General features: G+C 66.0%; 22 protein-coding genes. 6 read left to right on the top strand and 16 right to left on the bottom strand.

The genetic code is table 11. The annotated features are described in order from the left end of the window. Nucleotides 1-27 precede the first annotated feature (27 nt). The 7 genes from ABY42_RS18235 to acs (ABY42_RS18205) all read right to left on the bottom strand — a co-directional run bounded on the left by ABY42_RS18235 (nt 28) and on the right by acs (ABY42_RS18205) (nt 8955). The gene (locus ABY42_RS18235; protein ID WP_004977969.1) at nt 28-243 is read right to left on the bottom strand and encodes a hypothetical protein; all 216 of its coding nucleotides are present in this window, start codon (nt 241-243) and stop codon (nt 28-30) included. 68 nt (nt 244-311) lie between these two features. Next, nucleotides 312-794, bottom strand: coding sequence for a universal stress protein (locus ABY42_RS18230; RefSeq protein WP_004977972.1), 483 nt, complete (start codon nt 792-794; stop codon nt 312-314). A gap of 3 nt (nt 795-797) precedes the next feature. Beyond that, nucleotides 798-2447 (bottom strand): VC_2705 family sodium/solute symporter, encoded by a 1650-nt coding sequence (locus ABY42_RS18225; RefSeq protein ID WP_004977974.1) that lies wholly within the window; start codon nt 2445-2447, stop codon nt 798-800. Further along, nucleotides 2444-2881, bottom strand: a complete 438-nt coding sequence (locus ABY42_RS18220; RefSeq protein ID WP_004977976.1) for a DUF4212 domain-containing protein — start codon at nt 2879-2881, stop codon at nt 2444-2446. Before ABY42_RS18220 ends, ABY42_RS18225 begins: the two co-directional genes overlap by 4 nt. 54 nt (nt 2882-2935) lie before the next feature. Continuing rightward, nucleotides 2936-4930, bottom strand: a complete 1995-nt coding sequence (gene acs / locus ABY42_RS18215) for an acetate--CoA ligase (protein ID WP_050460388.1) — start codon at nt 4928-4930, stop codon at nt 2936-2938. Nucleotides 4931-5128: 198 nt separating this feature from the next. Beyond that, nucleotides 5129-6895, bottom strand: a complete 1767-nt coding sequence (locus ABY42_RS18210; RefSeq protein ID WP_050460387.1) for a bacterio-opsin activator domain-containing protein — start codon at nt 6893-6895, stop codon at nt 5129-5131. Between the two features lie 143 nt (nt 6896-7038). Beyond that, nucleotides 7039-8955 carry an acetate--CoA ligase gene (gene acs / locus ABY42_RS18205; RefSeq protein WP_082220730.1) on the bottom strand — a complete coding sequence of 639 codons (1917 nt, stop codon included), beginning with the start codon at nt 8953-8955 and terminating at the stop codon, nt 7039-7041. A gap of 144 nt (nt 8956-9099) precedes the next feature. On the opposite strand from acs (ABY42_RS18205), the gene ABY42_RS18200 reads away from it, so the two are divergent. Beyond that, nucleotides 9100-10263 (top strand): pyridoxal phosphate-dependent aminotransferase, encoded by a 1164-nt coding sequence (locus ABY42_RS18200; RefSeq protein WP_050460385.1) that lies wholly within the window; start codon nt 9100-9102, stop codon nt 10261-10263. Nucleotides 10264-10300: 37 nt separating this feature from the next. On the opposite strand, the gene ABY42_RS18195 is transcribed toward ABY42_RS18200, so the two are convergent. Then, nucleotides 10301-12313, bottom strand: coding sequence for a sensor histidine kinase (locus ABY42_RS18195; protein ID WP_050460423.1), 2013 nt, complete (start codon nt 12311-12313; stop codon nt 10301-10303). Nucleotides 12314-12461: 148 nt separating this feature from the next. On the opposite strand from ABY42_RS18195, the gene ABY42_RS18190 reads away from it, so the two are divergent. Both ABY42_RS18190 and ABY42_RS18185 read left to right on the top strand, forming a co-directional pair. Next, the gene (locus ABY42_RS18190; protein WP_004977987.1) at nt 12462-13052 is read left to right on the top strand and encodes a TetR/AcrR family transcriptional regulator; all 591 of its coding nucleotides are present in this window, start codon (nt 12462-12464) and stop codon (nt 13050-13052) included. Next, complete coding sequence (locus tag ABY42_RS18185) at nt 13049-14515, top strand: MATE family efflux transporter (RefSeq protein ID WP_050460384.1); 1467 nt, start codon at nt 13049-13051, stop codon at nt 14513-14515. Before ABY42_RS18190 ends, ABY42_RS18185 begins: the two co-directional genes overlap by 4 nt. Before the next feature lie 28 nt (nt 14516-14543). On the opposite strand, the gene ABY42_RS18180 is transcribed toward ABY42_RS18185, so the two are convergent. The 3 genes from ABY42_RS18180 to ABY42_RS18170 are packed head-to-tail and all read right to left on the bottom strand — an operon-like array spanning nt 14544 to nt 17330. Then, nucleotides 14544-15602, bottom strand: coding sequence for a proline racemase family protein (locus ABY42_RS18180; protein ID WP_050460383.1), 1059 nt, complete (start codon nt 15600-15602; stop codon nt 14544-14546). After that, nucleotides 15599-15922: a hypothetical protein gene (locus tag ABY42_RS18175; RefSeq protein WP_004977992.1), complete on the bottom strand. Its 324-nt coding sequence runs from the start codon at nt 15920-15922 to the stop codon at nt 15599-15601. The genes ABY42_RS18180 and ABY42_RS18175 overlap by 4 nt, the downstream gene beginning before the upstream one ends. Before the next feature lies 1 nt (nt 15923). Beyond that, nucleotides 15924-17330 carry a sodium-dependent transporter gene (locus ABY42_RS18170; protein WP_050460422.1) on the bottom strand — a complete coding sequence of 469 codons (1407 nt, stop codon included), beginning with the start codon at nt 17328-17330 and terminating at the stop codon, nt 15924-15926. Between the two features lie 420 nt (nt 17331-17750). Here ABY42_RS18170 and ABY42_RS19190 point away from each other — a divergent pair, with 420 nt between their 5' ends. Beyond that, on the top strand, nt 17751-17975 hold the full coding sequence (locus ABY42_RS19190; protein WP_231608389.1) for a hypothetical protein: 225 nt from the start codon (nt 17751-17753) through the stop codon (nt 17973-17975). 271 nt (nt 17976-18246) lie between these two features. Here ABY42_RS19190 and ABY42_RS18165 read toward each other — a convergent pair whose 3' ends face one another. From ABY42_RS18165 to ABY42_RS18155, 3 genes are all read right to left on the bottom strand, one after another. Further along, nucleotides 18247-18987, bottom strand: a complete 741-nt coding sequence (locus ABY42_RS18165) for a helix-turn-helix domain-containing protein (RefSeq protein WP_004977998.1) — start codon at nt 18985-18987, stop codon at nt 18247-18249. A 351-nt stretch (nt 18988-19338) separates the two neighbouring features. Further along, nucleotides 19339-20031 carry a hypothetical protein gene (locus tag ABY42_RS18160; RefSeq protein ID WP_050460382.1) on the bottom strand — a complete coding sequence of 231 codons (693 nt, stop codon included), beginning with the start codon at nt 20029-20031 and terminating at the stop codon, nt 19339-19341. Between the two features lie 58 nt (nt 20032-20089). Continuing rightward, nucleotides 20090-20701, bottom strand: a complete 612-nt coding sequence (locus ABY42_RS18155; RefSeq protein ID WP_050460381.1) for a hypothetical protein — start codon at nt 20699-20701, stop codon at nt 20090-20092. Nucleotides 20702-20892: 191 nt separating this feature from the next. Here ABY42_RS18155 and ABY42_RS18150 point away from each other — a divergent pair, with 191 nt between their 5' ends. Both ABY42_RS18150 and ABY42_RS18145 read left to right on the top strand, forming a co-directional pair. Then, on the top strand, nt 20893-21132 hold the full coding sequence (locus tag ABY42_RS18150) for a DUF7120 family protein (RefSeq protein WP_004978002.1): 240 nt from the start codon (nt 20893-20895) through the stop codon (nt 21130-21132). A gap of 377 nt (nt 21133-21509) precedes the next feature. After that, nucleotides 21510-22808: a carboxylate--amine ligase gene (locus tag ABY42_RS18145; protein ID WP_050460380.1), complete on the top strand. Its 1299-nt coding sequence runs from the start codon at nt 21510-21512 to the stop codon at nt 22806-22808. 207 nt (nt 22809-23015) lie between these two features. Here the strand turns inward: ABY42_RS18145 and ABY42_RS18140 are convergent, their stop codons facing one another. Then, on the bottom strand, nt 23016-23444 hold the full coding sequence (locus ABY42_RS18140) for a type II toxin-antitoxin system VapC family toxin (RefSeq protein ID WP_004978004.1): 429 nt from the start codon (nt 23442-23444) through the stop codon (nt 23016-23018). Then, nucleotides 23441-23716 (bottom strand): hypothetical protein, encoded by a 276-nt coding sequence (locus tag ABY42_RS18135; RefSeq protein WP_050460379.1) that lies wholly within the window; start codon nt 23714-23716, stop codon nt 23441-23443. The genes ABY42_RS18140 and ABY42_RS18135 overlap by 4 nt, the downstream gene beginning before the upstream one ends. Nucleotides 23717-23810 lie beyond the last annotated feature (94 nt).

Genomic DNA, 23810 nt, shown 5'->3' with positions numbered 1-23810 from the left:
CCACAGCCGTCCCGGTCGAGTCCGTCGTCAGCGCTGCTCGCGGACGGCTTCGACCGAGGCGAAAAAGCCGAAGTACGCGACGACGCCGGCACCCAGACAGAGGTAGAAGGCCCACTGCGGTCCGTCGAGCACGTCGAACAGGACCGAGACGACCGTCACCCACGCCAGGGCGAACAGCAGGTCGGTCAGCATCCCCGAGCGGTGTTCGCGCACGTGGGTTCGAATCGTCTCCGCGAGGCTCATCGGCGGGTCACCCCGTCCGGAGCCGCGGGTGGCGTGGTCGTCCTCGCGTGGGTCGTGTTGTACATGGCTTACGCTTCCGCTTCTGTTTCCGCTTCCTTTTCGTGGACGTCGACGACGAGCACCGGGAGCCGAGTCCGCCGCAGGACGCGTTCGGTCACGCTCCCGAGGACGACACGGGAGAGACCGGAGCGGCCGTGAGAGCCCATCACGACGAGGTCGATGTCGTTGTCCTCGACGAACTTCCTGATGGCTCGCGCCGGTTCGCCCGCAACGACGTGTTCGCGGACGGCCAGACCGTGCTCGGTTGCGGCGTCGGCGACGTACCCCGTCGCCTTGTCGGCCGCCTCCTTCACTTCGGGCATGTCGTCGAGGCGGCCCTGTCGGATGCGGTCGACCTGTTCCGTCCCCAGCGAGTAGCTGGTGGCGTCCACGTCGACGACGTACAGCGCGTGAACCGTCGCCCCGTACTTCGACGCGATGTCGACTGCCTGTTCGACGGCGTACTCCGCCGCGTCGCTTCCGTCAGTCGGAATGAGGATGTGTTCGTACATTGGTTAGTCGTCCGCGGGGGACTGCCCTCCGTCTGCGCTCATGACCACGTCTTCTGCGGACTGTTGCTGACCCATCGGTTCGGGGCTGTGACACTGCCGAACCATCTTCTTGATTCGCTCCGGCGGTTCGTCCGTCGCCATCGAGACGGCGATGGTGATGACGAACACCAGCGGCGTGCCGACGAGCGCCGCGCCGATGGCCGGCACGAACTCGGCGAAGGCGTCGCTGAAGTGGAAGATGAGGTCGTTGACCACCGCGGCGACCCAGAGCGCGAGGCCGACACTCATACCGGCGAGCGCGCCCTGACGGTTGGTGTTCTCCCACCAGAGGCCGAGGAAGAACATCGGAAACAGCACGATGGCCGCGAGCGAGAACGCGAGCGCGACCAGTTCGCCGACGAGCGCGGGCGGGTCGAACGCGGTTATCGTCACGATGATACCGAGCGCGACGATGGTCGCGCGACCGACGAACACCTGCTGGCGCTGGGTCGCGTCGGGGTTGATGATGTTCGTGTAGATGTCGTGGGAGACGGCGGACGAAGCGGTGATGAACAGCCCCGCCGTCGTCGCGATGGCGGCGGCGATGCCGCCGGCCGCCACGAGGCCGACGAACCACGTCGGCAGGTTCGAAAGCTGCGCCGCGAGCACCACGATGAGGTCGCCCTCACCGCCGCTCATGCCGCCGTTGGCCGCGAACGTCGGGCCGTACTGGGAGGCGTCGTAGAGGTCGACGCCGAACGTCGCCAGCGCCGGGGCGCTCCAGTACAAAAGCAGGATGAAAAACAGCCCCCAGACGGTCGACTGACGCGCCGTCTTTTCGTTTTCGACGGTGTAGAACCGAACCAGCACGTGCGGGAGCCCGCAGGTCCCGAAGATGAGCGAGAACGCCGTGGCGATCCAGAGGTAGAACCCCGCGTTGGCGAACGGTTCGGAGAACTCGGCCGATAGCTCGCCGATGAGTCGGCCGTATTCGATTTGCGGGAGGACGGTCGAGTAGCCGCCGGTGAACCCGACGACGTAGACGGCCGTCAGGAACGCCACGATGAGGATGACGTACTGGACGGCCATGTTCTTGGTCGCGCCCATCATGCCGGAGATGGTCAGGTAGCCGACCGTAATCGCCATCATGATGATGACCATCGTGACGTAGTCGGTCCCGAAGACGTACAGTCCGACGAGGCCCATCCCGCGGGCCTGTCCGACCGAGTAGACGAACCCGATGAGAATGGTCGTCAGCGCGCCGATCGCCCGCGCCGTATCGGAGTTGAATCGGTCGCCGACGAAGTCGGGCGCCGTGTACTTCCCGAACCGACGCATCTGCGCGGCCAGGAAGATGAGGAGGACGAAGTACCCGGCCGTCCAGCCGATGATGAACGCGAGCCCGTAGAAGCCCGCGAGGGCGACCAGTCCCGCTAACCCGAGGTACGACGCCGCCGACATCCAGTTCGCGCCGATTGCCATCCCGTTTTCGACGTTTCCAATCGACCGACCGGCGACCCACATCCCTTCCGTGTCGGCGACTTTGAACACATAGCCGATGGCGAGGAACAGAGCCAACATCCCGACGACCATGATGGCCGGCACGAGTTTGAACGAGATGTTGAGCGCCTCGGGGAGCAGGTCGCCCGACTGGAGGAACACGCTCGCAGTCATTCGACGCTCCCTCCGTCGGTGACGGCGGCCTCGCCCTCACTCTTCGAGCGCGACTTCGAAGCCGCGTGGTCGATGCCGTACCGCCTGTCGAGTTGGTCGCGCTTGCGGGAGTATACGAACGCGAGGACGAGCGAACTGGTCGGCGACAACACGGCGACGAGGAAGTAGTGCGCCGGGAAGCCGATGACCGGGAGCTGTGCGGTCATCGTCGCCGGTGCGAAGTAGGTGAGAACCGGCGGTCCGAACGTGAGAAGCGCCCACGCGATGAACCCGGCCCAGATTATTTTCAGGTGGTCTCGCATGAACGGGGTGCTCGGTTTCAGCAGGTTCACCTCCCTCGACAGGTAGTCTACCTCGTCGTGGTCGGGAGCTGTGCTCCGGTCGGTGTTCGCGGCGTGTGAGTCAATTTCTGACTCGGTTGATTCGCGTGACATAGATTGTTGGTCGTCTCGTAGTTACACTCGATACGGGCGGCCGAAGGCGGCCGCTCAGTCGCTCTGCGCGCGGACCTTCGCTTCTATCTCCCCGACGATTTCGGGGTTCCGGAGCGTCGAGGTGTTACCCAGTTCCGCGCCGTTCGCCACGTCTTCGAGCAGGCGACGCATGATTTTGCCCGAGCGCGTCTTCGGCAGTTCCGGCGTGAACACGACCTGTTCGGGTCTGGCGATGGGCCCGATGGCGTCCTCGACGCCCTCGATGATGCGCGCGCGGAGGTCGTCTCCCTCCTCGTACCCGTCTTCGGTGATGACGTAGGCGTAGACCGCCTCGCCTTTCACCTCGTGGTTGCCGCCGACGACGGCGGCCTCGGCGACGCCCTCGACGCCGACGATGGCCGACTCGATTTCCATCGTCCCGAGGCGGTGCCCCGAGACGTTGATAACGTCGTCAACGCGCCCGAGTACGGTGATATAGTCGTCTTCGTCCACTTTCGCGCCGTCCTCCGGGAAGTAGACCCAGTCGTCGGGGTCGTCGCTGTCGGTGTCGGAGTACTCCTCCCAGTATTCGGAGATGTAGCGCTCGTCGTTGTTGTAGAGCGTCCGAAGCATCCCCGGCCACGGCTTGTTCACCGTGAGATAGCCCGCTCGGCCGGGTTTCACTTCGTCGCCGTTGGTGTCGACGATTTGGGCGTCGATGCCCGGCAGCGGCGGGCCGGCCGACCCGGGTTTCATGTTCTTGACGCCCGGGAGGGTCGTTATCATCATGCCGCCGGTCTCGGTCTGCCACCACGTGTCTACCACCGGGCAGTTTTCGTTGCCGATGTGCTCGTAGTACCACTTCCACGCGCGCGGGTTGATAGGTTCGCCGACCGTGCCGAGCAAGCGGAGACTCGACAGGTCCCGCGATGCCGGGTACTTGCTGCCCCACTTCATGAACGCGCGAATCGCCGTCGGCGCGGTGTAGAAGATGTCGACGGCGTACTTCTCGACGATGTCCCACATCCGGTCGCGGTTGGGGAAATCGGGCGTCCCCTCGTACATCACCGTCGTCGAACCGAGCGCGAGCGGCCCGTAGACGATGTAGGAGTGACCCGTAATCCAGCCGATGTCCGCCGAACACCAGTACGTGTCCTCCTGCTCGATGTCGAGGACGGCGTGGGAGGTCCACGTCGCGTAGGAGAGATACCCGCCGGTGGTGTGTTTGACACCCTTCGGCTGGCCGGTGGTCCCCGAGGTGTACATCAGGAACAGCATGTCCTCGGCGTCGCGTTCGACGGGCTCGACGCGCTCGCCGCCCTGTTCGTCGAGGAGGTCGTCCCAGTCGTGCTGGTTGCCCTTCAGGTCGTGGCCGAAGCCGTCGTCGCCGAGGCGGTCGACGACGACCGTGGCGTCCACACCGTGGTCGACACTGTCGAGTCCCTCGTTGGTTTTGTCGAGGTGGTCGAGCGGGTCGCCGCGGCGGTAGTAGCCGTCGCAGGTGACGAGGAACCGGGAGTCCGCGGCGTTCATCCGCGTCGCCAGCGCCTCGGCGGAGAAACCGGCGAAGACGACGTTGTGGGGCGCGCCGATGCGGGCGCAGGCCAGCATGGCGATGGGCAGTTCGGGAACCATCGGCATGTAGAGCGTGACCACGTCGTCTTCCTCGACGCCGAGGTCGCGCAGCGCCGCCGCGAACTCGTTCACCTCGCGGTAGAGGTCCTGATACGTGTACGTTCGCGTCTCGCCGTGTTCGCCCTCCCACTTGATGGCGACCCGGTTCTTGTCCCCGTTTTCGACGTGCCGGTCGACGCAGTTGTAACAGGCGTTCAGTTCGCCGCCGGTGAACCACTCGTAGAACGGCGGGTTCGAGTCGTCCAGCACCTCGTCGTACTCTTCGTCCCAATCGAGCAAGTCGGCGGCCCGCTCCCAGCACTCGGGCCAGTTCTCCTCGAACTCGTCGTAGATGTCGGAGTCCGAGACGTTCGCTTGCGCGACGAACTCCTCGGAGGGTTCGAACTCGTCTTGTTCTTCCAGCCGTGCCTCCAGTTCGGTGTCACCCTGTGCCATATGTCGTGTTAACGAGTCTCCACAAGGGGCATAAGTAGGGTAACTAATTATCGAAAATTAACATCACGATTATGAATAACAGTCTAAACGCGGTTCGATAGGCTCCAGAGAGGGATACAGAAGATATAAACAACTATCGAGATGTATTGATAAAATTTCAGTCAATAATGAACGTTCGTGTGCTAACCGGTCGCACGCCTAAGGGTTTAGGGTCGAAGCGTGTTCGTCGCTGTCATCGTCGAAGAACGCGGTCATGAGTTTCTGCTGTGCGGTTCGGAGGTGCTGGTGGAGCGTCGGCGACGAGATGTCTATCGAATCGGCGAGGTCTTCGGCGGTACTACCGCGGGGCCACTCGAAGTACCCGGCGAGATAGGCCGCTCGCAGGACGGACTGTTGCTTGTCAGTGAGTCGCGCCACGAGCGACTCCCGAAAGTCGGCGGTGTTTCGCGTGGGCCGTTCGACCTCCTGTTTCGCGACGAGTTCGGTGGCGGGATACGCGTCGGTCAGGTCGGACATCACGTCTCGGAGCGGCGCTTCGTTCGAAAATTCGCCGACGAAACGGGCCACGCCGTCCTCCGCGACGAACCGCGAGACGGTTCCGTCGTAGGACGTGAGCGTCGTAATCGTCGACCCCGCGGAGAGCGCGACTTCGAGGAGCGACTCCGTTCCCCGGTCGCGGATCAGGCGGATGTGTTCGACGGCGTCCGTGGCTTGCAACTCGTCGAACACCGCGTCCGTCGTCGCCCCCCGAACGGTGAGAAAGCACAGCAGCGACCGCTCCTCGATAGGAACGACGCCGCGGAGCCGAACCGAACAACCGAGGTCCGCGGAGAGTCCGACGAGCACGTCCTGTTCGTCCGATGATTCGAACTCCAGTTGAACGACCGTGTCGGCGAGGAGTAGCTTCCGACGCTCCGCGGCGGCGATAGCCTGTCCGACGTGGCGGCCCAGCGTCACCAGTACGTCCGTCTCGGCGTCGGAGGCCGCTTCCTCAGCGAGCGCGACGTAGAGCGCGCCGTAGGCGGTTTCGCCGTGTACCAGCGGAACGACAGCGAGGTGGCCGCTCTCGGAGTTCGGCGGCAGGTCGATACGCACGGTCTGCACGGCACCGGTATCGCACGCGCGTCGAGCGAAGTCCGCGTCTCGACCGCCGAGCGAGCGACGAACCGCTTCGAGCGATTCCTCGTCGAGTCCGGCGACGGTGAGTTCCGCTCGCGCATCGGTTTCGTCCGACGCTATCCAAGCGAAACGGTAGTGGCTCGAATCGGCGAGTCCGTCACAGACGGCCTGTTCGACCTCGCCTCGCGTGTTCACCCCCGAGAGTGCCGACCCGACGCTTCGGGCGGTCTCGACGACCTGACGCACTCGGTCGGCATCGCCGCCCGCGGGACGCCCGCCGCTGTCGACGGCGTCCGGCGAGAGCGCATCGAGCACCTCGTCTTCGCTCGGTTCGTCGAGGAGCGGCGCGAGACTCTCGATGCGGTCCCAGCCGCCGATTCGCATGACGACGCTCGGCGGGACGCCGTCACCGAGCATCGTTCGGGCGAAGTGCCGACGCAGGTCGCGGGTCGAAACGTCCGCCAACCCCTCGCGGCCGGTTCGTTCGGCGGCCCGCGTTCCGACCGACGCCACGAGCATCTGCAGACGCCGCGGCGTGACCGGAAGCACCCGTTCAGTCTCGTCGATGTCCGTCGTCGTGACGTACTTGCGAACGTCGTGTTCGACCTCGTTCGGCAGGTACGCCTCCCGGCCGTCGGTCGGAACGGCGAGGAAGTGGAGCTCCGTTCCCCGGTGTCGCCGCTGGGTCACGTGTGCGGGTTCGAACTGACTCATCTCGGCCGGCGTGAGCCCGACTTCCGCGCCGAGTCGAAGCACGAGGTCCTCGCGGTACGTCTCGGTCGACCGTCGCAGTTGCTCGTACCCACCCGCGGACAACGGCGTCGGCTCGGAGTCTCCGCCCGGCATTCGTTTCGGAATAATATCGAAGAGCGAACTAAATCTTCCGGTAAAAGGAGAACGGAGACACAGAGAAGCCAGCGAGCGGGGAAGAACACCGCTCATCAGGGTAGAAACAAAATTTCGTAGAGAGAGTATTATCCGAAACGTTGTCAGCTGTCTCGGACGATGGATTCGAGTTCGCCGACGATTTCCGGGTTCTGAAGCGCGGACGTGTCGCCGAACTCCTCGCCGTTGGTGATATTCTCGAGAAACCGGCGCATGATCTTCCCGGACCGCGTCTTCGGGAGGTCGGGCGTGAAGACGACGGCGTCCGGAGTGGCAATCGGACCGATGCGCTCGCGGACGTGCGAGCCGATTCGCTCGCGGAGGTCGTCGCTCCCGGAGACGCCCGTCTCCAGCGTGACGTACGCGTGGATACCGCCCGTGTCGGCGTCGTCGACGCTGACGACCGCGGCCTCGACGACGCCCTCGACGTCGACGATGGCCGACTCGATTTCCATCGTCCCGAGGCGGTGCCCCGAGACGTTGATGACGTCGTCCACGCGCCCGAGCACGGTGACGTAGCCGTCGTCGTCCACTTTCGCGCCGTCGCCGGTGAAGTAGTGCCAGCCGTCCACGTCGAGCTTCGCCGACTCCTCACCCCACCGCTGGCCGTGTCGCAGCGCGAGCGGCATGCCGGGCCACGGGCGAGTGAGAACGAGATACCCCGCCTCGTTCGCAGGGACTTCCTCGCCGCGGCCGTCGACGACCCGAGCGCCGACGCCCGGCAGCGGCGGCCCGGCGGTGCCGGGCTTCATGTTCTTGACGCCCGGGAGGGTCGTTATCATCATGCCGCCGGTCTCGGTCTGCCACCACGTATCGACGATGGGGCAGTTCTCGTTGCCGATGTGCTCGTAGTACCACTTCCACGCCCGCGGGTTGATTGGCTCGCCGACCGTGCCGAGCAAGCGGAGACTCGACAGGTCCCGCGACCGGGGGAGCGACGCGTCCCACTTCATGAACGACCGAATCGCCGTCGGGGCCGTGTAGAACACGTCGACGGCGTTCTCCTCGATGAGGTCCCAGATGCGGTCCTTCTCCGGGTAGTTCGGCGTTCCCTCGTACATGACCGTCGTCGTTCCGAGCGCCAGCGGCCCGTAGACGACGTACGAGTGGCCGCTAATCCAGCCGATGTTCGCCGTACAGAGATAGGTGTCCTCCGGCTTGAGGTCCAACACCGCCTGCGACGTCCACGCGACGTGGGCGAGGTAGCCGCCGGTGACGTGTTCGACCCGCTTCGGTTCGCCCGTGGTCCCCGACGTGTGGATGAGAAACAGCACGTCGTCGGCCGCCCGCTCGACCGGTTCGACCTCCGCGCCGGCGTGGGCGTCGACCAGTTCGTCGTAGGTGTGCTGTCCCGCTCCGAGGTGTGCGGTCTCGCCGAGGTGCTCGACGACGACCATCTCTTCGAGGTCGTGGGCGGCCTTGAGACGGGCGTCGTCGGCCTTGCTCTTCAGGAAGATGGCGCTCCCTCTCCGGTAGTAGCCGTCGCAGGTGACGAGGAACGCCGAGTCCGCGCTCTCCAGTCGCGTCGCCAACGCGTCCGCCGACAGTCCTGCGAAGACGACGTTGTGAGGCGCGCCGATACGGGCACAGGCCAGCATGGCGATGGGGAGTTCCGGAATCATCGGCATGTAGAGCGTGACCACGTCGTCCTCCTCGACGCCTTGCGCTCGCAGCGCCGCCGCGAACTCGTTCACCTCGCGGTAGAGGTCCTGATACGTGTACGTTCGCGTCTCGCCGAGGTGGCTCTCCCACTTGATGGCGACCCGGTTCTTCGCCCCGGCTTCGACGTGGCGGTCGAGGCAGTTGTAGCAGGCGTTCAGCGTCCCCCCGGCGAACCACTCGAACGGCGGGTCGGCGGCGGGGAGAACCGACTCGTACGGGTCGAACCAGTCGAGCAGGTCGGCCGCGCGCTCCCAGCAGTCGGGCCAGTTCTCCTCGAACTCGCCGTAGACGGAGTCGTCGGTAACGGTGGCCTGTTCGACGAACGACGCCGGAGGCGGTATCTCCTCGTCTTCGGCCATCCTCGTTTCGAAGTCCGGCCCACGACGGTTCGACATACAGGAGGTACGTCGGCCTCATCGCATTAAAACGTTCGTCGGGGTGTGCGACTCGGGCTCCCGATGGCGTCCGCCAAGCTTCTTGTGTCAGCCAGTCCCAGCCCACGTATGCCACATCCGACCGCGTTCTCCCGGCCCATCGGGAGCGAGCGCGTCGCGGGAACCCGCGAGTCCGTCATCCGGGAGATGACCCGCGAGGCGCACGAACACGACGCCATCAACCTCTCGCAGGGCATTCCCGACGAGGACGAGACGCCGGCGAGCGTGAAGGAGGCCGCCAAGGAGGCAATCGACACGTCGAGCCAGTACACCATCACGTGGGGGCTCCCGGAACTCCGCGAGGCGGTCTCGGAGCGCTACGCCGAGTGGAAGGGCGTCCGCTACGACCCCGAAACAGAGGTCACCGTCACCACCGGGACGAGCGAGGCCGTCGTCTCGACGCTCCTCGCGCTCTGCGACCCCGGCGACGGCGTCATCTACTTCGAGCCGACCTACGAGAGCTACATCCCGGCCGTCCAGTTCGCCGGGGGAGAGCCGATGCCGCTCGACATCACAGACGGCCTCGAACTCGACGCCGACGCGCTGTGGGACGCCGCCGAAGAGGCGTCCATGCTGATTCTCAACCACCCGCACAACCCGACGGGAAACGTCTTTTCGCCCGCCGAACTCGAACTCGTCGCGGAGGTCGCCGCCGAGGAGGACCTCGTCGTCGTCACCGACGAGATATACGAGCACATCGTCTACGCCGACGACTACGTCAGCCCGGTCGAAATCGACGGGCTCGCCGAGCGGACCGTCGTCTGCACGGGGCTATCGAAGACGTACTCCGTGACGGGGTGGCGCGTCGGGTTCGCGCTCGCGCCCGAACCGCTGTCGGCCGAACTCCGGAAGGTCCACGACTACACGAGCATCTGCGCGCCGACGCCGTTCCAGCGGGCGGGGGTGGAGGCGCTGTCGCTCCCGGCGGACTACTACGACGACCTCTCGGACTCGTACGAACGCCGCGGCGAACTGCTGTACGACGGGCTCCGGGATGTGGGCCTCGACCCCGTGAAACCGGACGGCGCGTACTACATGCTGACGCGGTATCCGGACGACGCCGGCGACGCCGAGTTCGCGCACCGACTCGTCCGCGAGGCCGGCGTCGCGGTCGTCCCCGGGAGCAGTTTCTACACCGAGGGGTCCGCGGACTGGGTCCGGTTTACCTTCTCCCGCAACGAGGCGACCATCGAGGAGGCGCTGCGACGGCTCGACGAGAACCGCTTCTGGTAGGTCCGGTCGTCCCGGCTCGGCGGTCCGCAGGCGGCGGTTAAGCGTCGTCGGACGACGCCGAGCTCGACGCCTGAACCGGGTCCTCGGCGCGTTCGACGCCCCGAATCACGAACCGAGCGCCGGCGTCCGCGGCGTCCTCGTAGCCGACCGACCAGTCGTGGGCGTCGGCGATAGTGCGGACGATTGCGAGGCCGAAACCGGTGCCGTCGACCGCGGTCGTGAACCCCGACTCGAAGAGCTTCGGGCGGTCTTCCGACGGGACGCCGGTACCGTCGTCTTCGACGTAGAAGCCGTCCCGAGTCGCGCCGACGGTGACGGTCACGCCGTCGCCGGCGTGCTCGACGGAGTTCCGAAACAGGTTCTCGAAAAGCTGGAGGAGCCGAGTCCGGTCCGCCATGAACGACGCGCTTTCGGCCACCTCGAGCGCGGCCGATTTGGTGTCGACGTTCGCCCACGCCTCGGTCGCGACGGCGTCGAGCGAGACCGTCTCGCGCTCGTCGACCGTGCCGCCGCGGGCGAGCGCGAGCACGTCGGTGATGATCTCGCCCATGCGGTCGTGGGCCGCCTCGATTCGCTCGACGTGGTCCGGGTCGGGGCGCTCCGCCTCCTTCACCAGTTCGAGGTAGCCCTCCGCCACGTTCAGCGGGTTGCGCAGGTCGTGCGAGACGACGTTCGCGAACGTTTCGAGCTGCTGTTCGTGCTTGCGCCGGTCGGACACGTCGTGGGCGTTGACGACGACGCCGCCGACGACGGGGTCGTCGAGGAGATTCCGACACCGGACGCTGAAGACGCGCCACCCGCGGGTCGAACTGCGGAACCGGAGTTCGGCGGTGGCGTCCTCGTCGGGGCGCGCCAGCGCCTCCCGGAACGTCTCGACGGCGGCGTCCTCGTCGTCGGGGTGGAGGAACCGCGCCAGCGACCGAACCTCGCTCGGGTCCGCGTCGGCGCCGAGCGTCTGCGCGGCCGAGTCGCTCAGGTAGCTGACCGAGCCGTCGGCGTCGAGGACGAAGATGAGGTCGGAGGCGTTCTCCGTGAGCGCGCGGAACCACCGCTCGCGGACGCGGCGCTCGGTGATGTCGTGGAGGATGTGCAGGTGGCCGCGAACCGCGTCACGGCCGTCGGTCACGGCCGACCTGTCGACCTCGAAGTAGCGCGCCTCGCCGTTGTCGTCGACGACCCGGAGCTCCCCGTCGGTTTCGAGGGCCTCGGCGACCTCCGCGTCGAACACGTCGGCGACGGGCGTCCCCAGCGACGAGGGCTCCACGTCGAAAAGCGCCCTCGCCGACGGGTTGGTGTCGGCCAGCCGGTCCTTTCGGTCGACGACGATGACGGGGTCGGCCATCCGCTCGATGACGAGGTCCCGCGCGATGGGGCTGATGTCGAGGATTCGGTACCGCGAGAGCCCGATGGCGAGCAGCGACGACGTGGCGGCGAACGAGATGGCGATGGGGTTCGCGGGCGAAAACGGCGTCCAGAGATACACCGCGCCGACGATGGGGGGAACGAGAACCGCGACGAACAGGAGGAGCGCTTGCTTTCGGTATATCTGTCGGCTCCGCAGGCAGTGGATGCCGAGGACGACGAGCGCGGCCCCGACCGCGACGTAGCTGTAGACAATATCCACCCAGAACAGCGGTCCGTAGACGACATCGGCCGTCGTGATTCCACCGGTGGTCGAAAACGACAGCGACTCCCACAGCAGCGTGTGGAGTCCGAGCGCGTTCGTTACCGCCCCCACGACGGTCAACGTGGGCCACACGGCGAACAGCGCGGCGGTGCGGCGAGAGACCAACCGCTCGTAGCCCGCGATTTCGAGGGCGAAAAGCAGGGTGAAAAAGACCGCCGCCTCCGCGGGTATCAAGACGAGAACGTACCACAGGAGGCGGGCGGACGCCGAGTCGGCGAGGAGGTAAAACGCCTCGAACAGCGCCCAGCCGCTGGCGCTCAAAGCGAGGGCGATGAACCACCGCCCGGTCGGTTCGTCGCGGTACTGCCAGCCGTAGCTCGCGACCCCGGCGGAAATCGCGGTCGCGAGGAGAAGCGCACCCACGTACGGTGACAGCGAGAGAGGCACTACACTCGGGTACCCGGCTCGGCCACTTAGAAACTCTGGCAGACGGCCGGCCGTGAGTCGCCCTGACGAAGGGGTTCGCGGTCCAAAGTCTCTTAACTGACCGGTCAGTAAGCCGGGACAGAAGATGGACGCAGAGACCAGGGCCGAGATACTCGGGGCGACCAACCGGGCGCTCTGCGAACACGGGTACGCCGGCCTCACGGTACAGCGAATCGCGGACGAGTCGTCGGTGACGAGCGCCGCGATTCACTACCACTTCGACACGAAAGAGGAGCTCCTCAACGCCTTCCTCGACGACCGAATCGAGCGATTCGAGTCGAAGTTGTCGTGCGGCGCGTCCGACCCCGGAAAGCGGCTCGACGCGGTTCTCGACGCGGTGTTCAACCCCGAGGACCCCGACGTCGACGGCTTCCCCGTGGCGCTCATGGAACTGAAGGCGCAAGCGCCCTACCACGAACTGTTCCGCGAGCGCTTCCTCGACCTCGACGACGTGATGCGCGGAACCGTCGCCGACATCGTCCGCGACGGCGTCGAAACGGGAGTGTTCGACGAGACCGACCCGGCGGAAATCGCGCGGCTCGTCACGACCATGAGCAACGGCGCGCACGCCCGCGCCGTCGCGCTCGGCGAACACCCCGCTGAGACCCGGCGGGTCGTCGAAGACGCCCTCGAACTCCACCTCGGCTGGACGCCGGGGTCGGAGGTGGACGAATGAGCCTGTTCAAGGGACAAGAGGAACTCAACCTCACCGAGGGCGGCATCGTCAAGCCGCTTCTCTACCTGTCGCTCCCCATCGTCGTCACGAACCTGCTCCAGACGGCGTACAACCTCGCGGACACGTTCTGGCTCGGCCAGTACTCGACGGAGGCGCTCGCGGCCATCTCGTTCGCCTTCCCCATGGTGTTTCTCCTCATCTCGCTCGGGATGGGGCTGTCCGTCGCCGGGAGCGTCCTCGTCGCCCAGCACACCGGGGCCGAGGAGACGGACAAAGCCGAGTACGCGGCCTCCCAGACCGTCACGTTCGCGTTCCTCGGGTCCGCGATGCTCGGCGCGCTCGGCTACCCGCTCGTCCGCCCGTTCCTCGATTTCCTCGGGGCCTCGCCGGACGTGCTGCCGGGCGCGACGGCCTACATGCAGGTCATCGCGCTCGGTCTGCCGTTCATGTTCGGCTTCTTCGTGTTCATCTCGCTGATGCGCGGGGCGGGCGACACCATCACGCCGATGCTCGTGATGTTCGGGACCGTCGTCCTCAACGTCGTCCTCGACCCGTTTTTCATCAACGGGTGGGCGCTGGGCCCGATTCAGTTCCCCGAACTCGGGATTCAGGGCGCGGCCATCGCCACCGTCATCTCGCGGGTCCTCGCGATGGTCGTCGGCATCGCCATCATGGTATCGGGCACCAGAGGCATCCAGATTCACCTCACGGACATGCGACCGGACTTCCGGTACCTGCGGAAGATTCTCCGCATCGGCATCCCCGCCAGCATCGAGGGGACGGGCCGCGCGCTCTCCATCAACGCGCTTCTCATCGTCGTCGGCCTGTTTTCGACCTCCGTCGTCGCGGCGTTCGGCATCGGGACCCGCGTGTTCTCGGTCATCTTCCTCCCGGCTATCGCCGTCGCCCGCGGCGTCGAGACGATGTCCGGCCAGAACATCGGCGCGGGGAAGTACGACCGCGCGGAGCAGGCGAACTACGTCGCGGCCAAGGGCCTGTTCTTCGTCCTCGGCCTGCTCGGACTCGCCATCTTCCTCGTTCCTGAGCCCATCGTCTCGGTTTTCACCACCGACGCGGCGGTCCTCGACGTGGGGGCGCAGTTCCTGCGGTACGTCTCGCTGTCGTTCGGCTTCATCGGCATCATGCGGGCCTTCACCGGCGGCTTCCGTGGCGCGGGAAAGACGCTCATCGCCGCGGTGATATCGGTCGTCACGCTCGCCGGCATCCGGCTTCCGGTCGCCTTCGTCGCGTCGCAGGGACTCCTGCCGACGGACTTCTGGTTCCTCGGAAGCACCGACGTTCGGGGCATCTGGATCGCGTTCTTCGTCTCGAACGTCGCGGGCGCGTTCATCGCGTGGCTCTGGTTCCGCCGGGGGACGTGGCGCGAGGGCGACGTGCGCGGGACGCCGGCCGGCGGCGAACTGGAGGCCGACGACGTGGAGCTATCGAGCGGGATGGACTGATTCGGAAAAAGGAGGTGGTCCGAACCCGCTACTCCGCCGAGATGCTGAACCCGGAAAGCGAGTCCTTCGCGTCTTTGACGAACGTGTGTTTTCCCGTGATGCGGGCTGACCCGGTGATGCGCGGCGTCGTCAGCGTCACGCCGTCCCGCTCTTCGGCCGCGACGAGTCTGCCTTCGAAGCGCGTGCCGACGATGCTCTCGTGGAGGTACGACTCGCCGATGTCGAGCGCGCCGGCGTCGTGGAGGAGCGCCATCTTCGCGCACGTTCCGGTCCCACAGGGCGAGCGGTCGACCTGTCCCTCGCCGAAGACGACGATGCTCCGGTCCACCTCGTCAGGCGTGCCGTATATCTCGGTAATCGAGACCGAGCCCGCCTCGCCGGTGAGCGGGTGGACGATATCGAGGTGCTCGTTGACGGCGTCGCGGATTTCGAGGCCCCAATCGACGAAGGTCGATGCGTATCGCGGTTCGACGGGCAGGTCGAGCTGGTCGCTGTCGACCAGCGCGAAGAAGTTGCCCGCGTAGACGACGTCGACGCGGAGCGGCGAGTCGAGAAACGAGACCGGGACGGTCGCCTCGTCGTAGACGAACGACCGGACGTTCTCTATCGTGACGCGCTCGACGCCGCCGTCAGGCGCGTATTCGGGCGTCGCCTCGACGAGTCCGGCCGGCGTCTCGACGCGGACGGTCTCGCGTCGGTCGAGTCGCCCCAGTTCGAGGAGCGCGGAGACGACGCCGATGGTCCCGTGGCCGCACATGTCGAGATAGCCCCGACTGTCCATGAAGAAGACGCCCAGGTCCGCGTCGGGACGGGTGGAGGCGACGACGACCGCTCCGAACATGTCGTCGTGGCCGCGGGGCTCCCGCATCAACAGGTCGCGTACCCAGTCGTGGGTCTCGGCGAACGAGTCGCGGCGCTCCCGGACCGAGTCGCCCGCGAGCGCGGCGCGGTCGATGCCGTCGACGACGATGCGGGTCGGTTCGCCCTCGGTGTGCGTGTCGATGGTCGTGAACGACGCGTCCGTGGTGAGGTCGTCGAACTCGAACTCACTCTCGTCCGCGAGTTCGTCGGCGTCGTTTCCGTTCATTCGTCCACCAGTTCGAGCCGGGCGATTTGCTCGTCTGACCAGTCGTAATGCGGCTCGTCAATCGCTCGGAGCGACCGCACGCACTCGTTGTAGCGGCGACGGGCAATCGGCGCGTAGGGGTCGTCGGGGTTCGCGCGAATCCACTCGCGGAGGTCGGATAGCGCCCGCGGCGAGTAGCTATCGACGTCGTCCTGTTCCCGTAAGAGCGCGAGTTTGCGCTCCTCGGTTCGGAGCGACCTGACGAGGACCGCGGCCGCGACGCCGGGCAACAGGAGGAGCGAGACGAGCATCGAGACCCACGTGAGCGTCGAGAGGGCCATCTCAGTCGTCACCCCCCGGGACGGCCGCGGAACCGGACGGCGGCTCGTCGCCGACGACGCTCATCACGACCGTGCTCACGACGACGAGCGCGGCCATGAACGCGACGCCGAGCAGCATCAGCCGCTGGTTCGACGTACCGATGCTGGAGTAGACGCCGTAGCCGAGGATGAACACCATCACGACGGGGATGACGTACTTCACGACCGGATTCCACCACGAGCCGACGTAGATGCCGGCGTTACGGTTGAGGTCGAGAACGCGGGCGCGCTCGGGACCGAACTTCCACGCGACGAGCGCGATGATGGAAAGCGTCGCGAGCGGGAGGCCGAAGCTCCCGAACATGAAGTCCATCCGCCCGAGGAACGCCGACGAGTAGGCGCTCGGGAGGCCGAACAGCCAGATAGCGCCGCAGGACGCGAGCACGGCACCCGTCCGAGAGAGCCGCGTCTCCTCCGAGACGGTGGTGACGGCGACCTCGGTGATGCCGAGGCCGGAGGTGAACGTCGCGAAGAAGAAGGAGACGAAGAACACGATGGCCCACAGACTCCCGCCGGGGAGTTCGGGGAACACCTGCGCCATCGAGATGAAAAGCAGGTTCGACCCGGCGCTCGGTTCGAGTCCGAACGCGAAGACGACGGGGAACGTGGCGAACACCGCGAGCAGGCCGATGCTCGTGTTCCCGATGGCGGTGAACAGGCCGCCGCCGAGCGGCACGTCGTCGTACCGGCTGAGGTAGCTCCCGTAGGTCAGCGCGATACCCCACCCGAGACCCGTCGAGAACAGCGCCTGACTGAGCGCCGCGACCCACGTACTGCCGCGGGTGAGGTAGCCCCAATCTGGCGTGAAGACGAACGCGACGCCCTCCATGCCGCCGGGGAGCGTGATGCCGCGAATCGAGACCGCCACGAGCGCGACGACGAGCAGCGGAATCATCCACTTCACGACGCGCTCGATGCCGCGGCGGATACCGAACACGAGGACGCCGGCCAAACCGGCCATCGTCACCGTGTGCATCCCGACGACGAGCGCCGGGTTGTTGATGAAGCCATCCCAGAACGCCTGCGGCTGGAACCCCGGCTGGGTGAACGTCATGAGCACCGAGTGGCCGGCGTAGTAGAGCGCCCAGCCGATGATGGGCGCGTAGTACGACATCAGCGCCACGTTGACGATGAGGACCACGAGGCCGAGACCCTGCGCCCGCTTGCTCCCGAGGACCTGCTTGAACGCCCCGATGACCCCGTTGTTCGTGTAGCGGCCGATCATCGTCTCAGCCATCAGTCCGGGAACCGCGATGAGGTACAACAGGAGGATGTAGGCCACGAGGAAGGCGCCGCCGCCGTTTTCGCCCGTCGTGAACGGCATGCGCCAGATGTTGCCCGCGCCCACCATCGCGCCGAGCATCGCCATGAGGAAGCCGAACCGGCTTCCCCACTCCTCTCTCGCCGTTCTCGCCTCTGAGTCTGACATGATAATCCTACCCAGAGCCTTGAACAGGAGGTAGTTATACGGATGTGCTACTATGGTCGGGGTCGTCAATGGAAAATATATATGAACGCTGTTGTAATGGGTTTGATAGTCCCACGATATTCCGAAATTAACCCTCTTCAGGAGTTCTCTAAGGGTTTTGAGGATTAGGCACCAAACATCAACAGCTGGGAAGTTTCGACCCGAATCGTCGGCCGGACCGTATCATAGTCGGGGATGGGTATATAACCGCGAAGCGAACACCACCGGTATGGTCACGACCAGCGACGAGCGAGTCGAAGACGACCGGACGCCGAGAGACGAACGCCGGACGAAACGCGACTCGGAAGCGCGTCGGTGTGCGTGAGAGAGCGGGCGGACGAGGTCGAGCGGGCGGTGCTCGCGCTTCTCGACCGCCGCGGACCGACGCCGATAGACGAGATACTCGCCGGAGTGGACGGACATCCGATCGAGATAGAACACGCCTGTAGCCGACTCCAGCGGGCGGGCGAACTCCGAAGCCGGAGTTGCGGCGTGTACGCTCGCCCGACCTCTCACGAGGGCCACCCTCCCATGGACAGACACTAGTATAACTCGCCCTCCGCCGAGGACTCAGCCATGACGAACTCAGTCACGGAGCGACTGTCGGCCCAACGATGCCCGGAGTGCGGTTCGGAGACGCAGACGCGACACGGAATCGAACGCTGTACGGACTGTACGTGGCGCGCGCCACAGGGGGCCGACTGAACGGAAAGACGCTGTCGGTACCGCGGGCGCGACCCGTCGAACCGACACCACCGTGTCCGGAGTAAACCGGGGAGAAAGTTATCGAATCGAATAACGAGCGGGGTCGACGGCGTTACGGAGTTGACTCCGCGTACTGGTTGAGGAGTTTCGCCTCGGCCTTCCGGAGATGTTCGAGCAGCGTGGTCTTCGAGATGTCGAGTTCGTCGGCCAGTTCCCGCGTCGTCGTCGCCCGCGGCCACGTGTAGTAGTCGCGCCGGCAGGCGAGTTCGAACACCTCGCGCTGGCGGTTCGAGAGCTTGTCCAGTTGGTGCGAGACGTGGTTCTTCGCGCCGGCGACGGAGGTGACCTTGGTGACGATGATTTCGGCCTGATTCGCCGCCTCCAGCGAGTCGAGGCGCTCGCGGAGGTCGGCCCGGTCGTCGGTGTCGATGACCGGCCAGTACTCCCATCCGTCGTCGACGCGGACGGGCGCGTCGTGGACGAAGCCGTGCGACAGAAGCGAGTCGGTCATGCTGTTTTCGGGGTCGTACTCGACCATCATCTCCCGCGTCGTGTTACCGACGTTCGACGCGCCGTTGTCGAACTCGTGGCGGGGGCTCAACTCGGAGACGGAGTCGGTCAACCGCGACCGCTCGGTCGCGCGGACGAAATCGTCGATGTCCTCGACCCGGTCGGCGTAGACCGTGAAGTGTCCCTTGACCGTGTCTTCGGGCGTGTTGTACACGGTGTGAGCGGTGACCCCGGCGTCGACGTTCTCCGTCACTTCCAGCGTCCAGCAGTCCGGGTGCCAGACCTTGAGCGTGAGTCTGGTCGGGCCCGTGAGTTCGGAATTCGGTGCGCTAGCGTTCGACATACGACGACGGTTTCGTCCCCGCGTCGTATATATTCAACCGACCATGGGAGGGCGGTATAGCCAACGCTCCCACCCGTGTTCGCCGACGGCTTCGAACCGAAGCCACGCATCAAACCCGAGAACAGACCGCTCGAATAGGGGCGAGTGAATTCCCGCAGACTCCCTAGAGACGGTACTGGACAACCCGGCATGCGGGAGGCGCTCTCGGTCGTCGTGGAACGGTCGAAGGACACGACATCGACCCTTCGGGGTGGTCGGTCGTCTCGGACTCGACCGCCGCAAAGGAAGCCGAGTAGCCCCCGAGTCGACGGCGTTGGCGGCGTCGACGGTCGCGTTCGGTACCCGCGGCCCTCACTCCAGCGTGAGCGAGAAGCCCCACGTCGCCTCCCGTCTGTCGTCGTCAGCGGACCCCGAGAGCCCGCCAGTGGCGAAGTCAGCCTCGAAGCGGAACTCGCCGACCGGGAGACAGCTCGCTTCCTCGTCCTCGGACTGGGCGACACCGTAGAGGTTCAGCAGCTCCGACCGCGACTCGCCGGGTTCGAGCGAGAGAATCCGGTACTCCTCGGTCACGGCGATATGGTCTTCGAGCCGCCAACAGCCCGCCTCGGCGGGATACTCGCCGTCCGCGGGGAGGAAGATGAGGTCGTTCGTCGTGTCCGAGACGTACTGGAAGAAGACCGTTCTCCCCTCGCCGACCTCGACGACCTCGTCGCCGGTGTTCGTCAGCGTGATGCGGACCTGCGGCGGGTGGTCCTCGGTCGCGAGGTCCTCCGTTATCTCGATTTCGTGTTCGACGGGCACGTCGGGGTCGTCGTCGACGCCGACGAGCGAGATGCCGGGACCGCCGGACGGGCGGGTGCCGCCGGTGCCGTCGTCGGTGCCGTTTCCGTCCGGGAGGTCGTCCGTCGTGTCCGTCGGCTCGTCGGTCGTCTCGTCGTCAGTCGTCGCGCCGTCGTCCGACCCGCCGTCGCCGACGCAGCCGGCGAGGAGACCGAACGAGAGGAGGGCGGTCGAACCGAGGAAGGTGCGTCGTGTCAGGGACATACCCGTTAATCGTCGCGGACGGGAATAACCCTACGCGAGAGTCAAATCGCGATTTGAGTCACGGGGCGGCGTCGCGGTGGCTGCGGTAGTGCTCCCACTCCGCGTCGGTGCCGTAGTGGACGAGCAAGTCGGTCGCGGTCTGCTCTGCGACCCCCGACGCGCGCCTGAGCGCGGCGGTGTTCCGTTCGAGCACCGCGGCCGCGACGGCGTCCGCGCCCCCGAAGTGCTCGAAGAGCGCCCGCGAGACGCGGTCGCCGGCGTTGGGAACCGGCGCGCAGGCCGCCCGGATGCGCGCCCGTTCGGCCCGGTCGTCCACGCGGTCGACCCACGTCCGAACCCACGCGGCGACCGCCTCGCGGTCCTCGTCCGACGCCGGCGGCTCGAACTCGCGGACCGAGTCGTCGACGACGCCGCCGAACCGCGCCGAGACGGAGAGGCCACCGGGATGCGGGAGGACGTGGACGCCCAGCGAGTCGCCGGGGTCGATACCGACGAGCACCGCGGGGACGGCCTTCTCGAAGCGGAGCGCGAAGTTCGCCGGCCGCGGCTCGCCGGGGGGATAGATGACCCACTCGTCGCTCGGCAGTTCGACGCGCTCCGGAAGCCAGCCGAGCTCGTCGCTCTCGGCGGGGGCGGCGTCCTCGGTCGCCGGGTCTGTGTCGCGTGTCACGTCGGTCCCTCGCTCGGGGGCGTCGGAAATCGACGCCGTTCGTCGCGTGGACGGACTGACCGGGCGCTGATAAGACACGCGGTTACGACTGCCGGGCGACGCGGACTGTCACGCGGAGCGACCGATTACCACGCTCGGCACGAACTACTCACACCCGGCCGCTCAAGTACATCGAGCACGAACGCGTCTCTATGCCCGTCGTAGAAGTCAATCTCCCGGACGAACTGCTCGTCGAGTTCGAACAGCTCGTCGACGAAGAGTTCATCAGCGAAGAACAGGCCGTCGAGGAGCTCCTCTCGATGGGAATGGACGCCTACGGTGCCCCCGTCGACGACGAGGACGGCGTCCAGTCCGACTTCGTCCAGAGCGCCCAGAACAACCTCTTCGACACCGCCGGCGACCCCGGCGGACTCGACGACGACGTGCTCTGAGGCGGCGACGCTCCGCCTGAACCGTCGGCACCGCGGCACCGCGCCGAACCGAACCGTTCTCGGACGAGAGCGTCTGCCTCCCCGACTCGGCAGGTCCGCTGACCGTGGAGACCATCTCTCTCGCCCCGGTATGCTGTGGATAACCGAGGCGAAACCGTCGGTTTTCTCGACTCTCACGAATCGAATCCGGTCGGGCGCGTTCGAATCCGCAGTTCGGTCGGCGACGCGACGAACCCCCGACGGCGCAGTCTGACCCCGTCGCGGACGGCCGCCCACGCTCTGACCCCCGAGTCGAGCGGTCAGAACCGACTCCCGGCACCGACCCCGAACCCGTTAGCGGACCCATACTAATTCCGTCACCGCGCGACGGTTCAGGCATGTCCAAACGCGCGCACGCCCGGAACTCGGTGCTCGTTCCATCGGGCAACTACACTTGCATCCGGTCGCTCGGCGAGCGGGGAATCCACACGGTGATGGCCTCCGAACACGACGACACGCCGGCGGCCTCGTCCCGATTCTGCGACGAACTCGTCCGCATTCCCGCCCCGAAAGACGACCTCGTTGCCTACAAGGACGCCCTCGTCGGCATCGCCGCCCGACCGGACGTGAAGACCATCATCCCGACGCGGCCGGAAGACGGCTACATCTTCTCGAAGTACCTCGACGAGTTCGAGCAGTACGTCGACCTCGTCGTCCCCGACTTCGAGACGCTCCGCCGGGTCCACGACCGAAAACTCCTCTACGAGGCCGCCGTCGAGGCCGGCGTCCCCATGCCGCGGACCCGCCTGTTCAGCGAGGTCGAGGCGTTCGACGAGCCCTCGATTATCAAGCCGCGGTACAACGTCGTCGCCGGCGAGTACGTCGACAGCTACGACCCCCACGAGTACGACATCGTCAAGAGCGTCCGCCACGTCCGCCCCGGCGACCGCCCGGACCCCGACGAGATATACGCCGAGATGAAACACGACCCCATCGTGCAGGACTACGTCCCGACCGAGGACAAGTACATGTTCGCGGCGCTGTACGACCACGGCGAGCCCCTCGCGACGTTCCAGCACCTCCAGATTCGCGGGAACTCCTACACCGGCGGCGGCGGCGTCTACCGGACTTCGGTGTACGACCCCGAACTCGAATCCGTCGCGCGGAAGCTCCTCGGCCACATCAACTGGCACGGCCTCGCGTGCATCGAGTACCTCAAGGACGCCGAGACGGGCGAGTTCAAACTCATCGAAATCAACCCCCGGATGTGGCAGTCGCTCCCCTCGACCGTCCGCGCGGGCGCCGACTTCCCGTACTACTACTGGCTGCAGGCGACCGGGCAGAAACACCGCATCGAACCGGGGTACGAACTCGGCGTCGGCACCCACTACCTCTGGGGCGAACTCGGCTACGTGATGAGCGTCCGCCGCGACGACTCGCCGCTCGTCGAGCGCCCGTCGCTCGCCAAGACCGTCTGGGAGGTCGCCGCCTCCATCTACCACGAGCCGAGATTCGACCTCGCGCGACTCGACGACCCGGTTCCCTTCGCCCGCTACGTGCACCACGCGCTGTTCAACCGGGGCGGCGACGAGACCGAAGAGGAACCGACCGCCGACCGCGACGGAGACGGAGACGAGTCGGACGAACCGAGGACCGGCATCACGCTGACGCCGGGGCTCAACTTCAGGGGTCGCTGAGCAGACTGGGTGTCGCCGCGTCACCACTCGCCGCGAGGCTGTTTGAATTCCGAGCGCGTGCCGAAGTGGCGTGCTGGGCGGAGAGGATGTCGTCAGACAGTAGTGATTTTATTCCGCGTAGAATTTTATGGAAATCCAGTTGATAGGTATGTCAAAGAGTAGGTGAGCCGCCAACGACTCGGCTCGAACAGGTCGGAGAAGACACCCCTAGTATCTCGGTTCGATGCGGTCGACGAGCCCATCGAAATCCGTGTCGAAACTCAACACGGCGTCGATGCCACGCGACTCGCACAGCGACACGATGGTCGCATCGGTGAAGCTGAGGTCGTGGTCCTCGTATCGACGGAGCGTCTCCAGCGACGCCCGGACGTCGTCCGGTTCGACGTGAATCAGCTCGAACACGTTCGGAAACGGTTCCTCGCCGAGAATGCGACTGGCGACGGTATCCGCAGCCTCGAACGAACCCGTTCGAGCGCGCGTGAGCGTTACCGTCTCGTCGAGGACGTAGTCGTTCGTGTACGGCTGTCCGAACTCCCCGTCGAACAGTTCGTCGAACGCGCTGACGGCTTGGTCGTGCCGGTCGGCATCCGTATCGTGGTGCGCGAAGAACACGCCGGTATCGACGAGGACGCTCATCCGTACAGCACGTCGTCGATGTCCTCTTCCGTCGTCGTGACGCCGGACGAGACCATCCCGTCGTGGAACTGCTCGCGCTCGGACTCCGAAAGCGGGACGCGTTTCTCGCGGAACGAGTCGATGAGGTCCGCCTTGGACTCGACGGCGTTCTCGACGAGTCGCGCCAAGACTTCCTGCTGCGTCACTCGCGTCCCGGTCTGCAGCCGAATCTCGGCCTGTAACCGTTCGAGACGGGATTTCGTGTCGTCGTCCATCTTCACCGACGTGGCCATGTTCGCCGGTAGAACATACTACTGGGTAAGGTTTGCTACTGTTCTGACCGGCGGAACGCGGTCCGGCCCCCATGCCATATTCCGGTCGGTCACG

Origin of the sequence: Haloferax gibbonsii, from assembly GCF_001190965.1 — an archaeon.
GTDB lineage: Archaea > Halobacteriota > Halobacteria > Halobacteriales > Haloferacaceae > Haloferax > Haloferax gibbonsii.
Note: the sequence above shows the minus strand (reverse complement) of the source record. Positions and strands in the feature narration are given on the sequence as shown.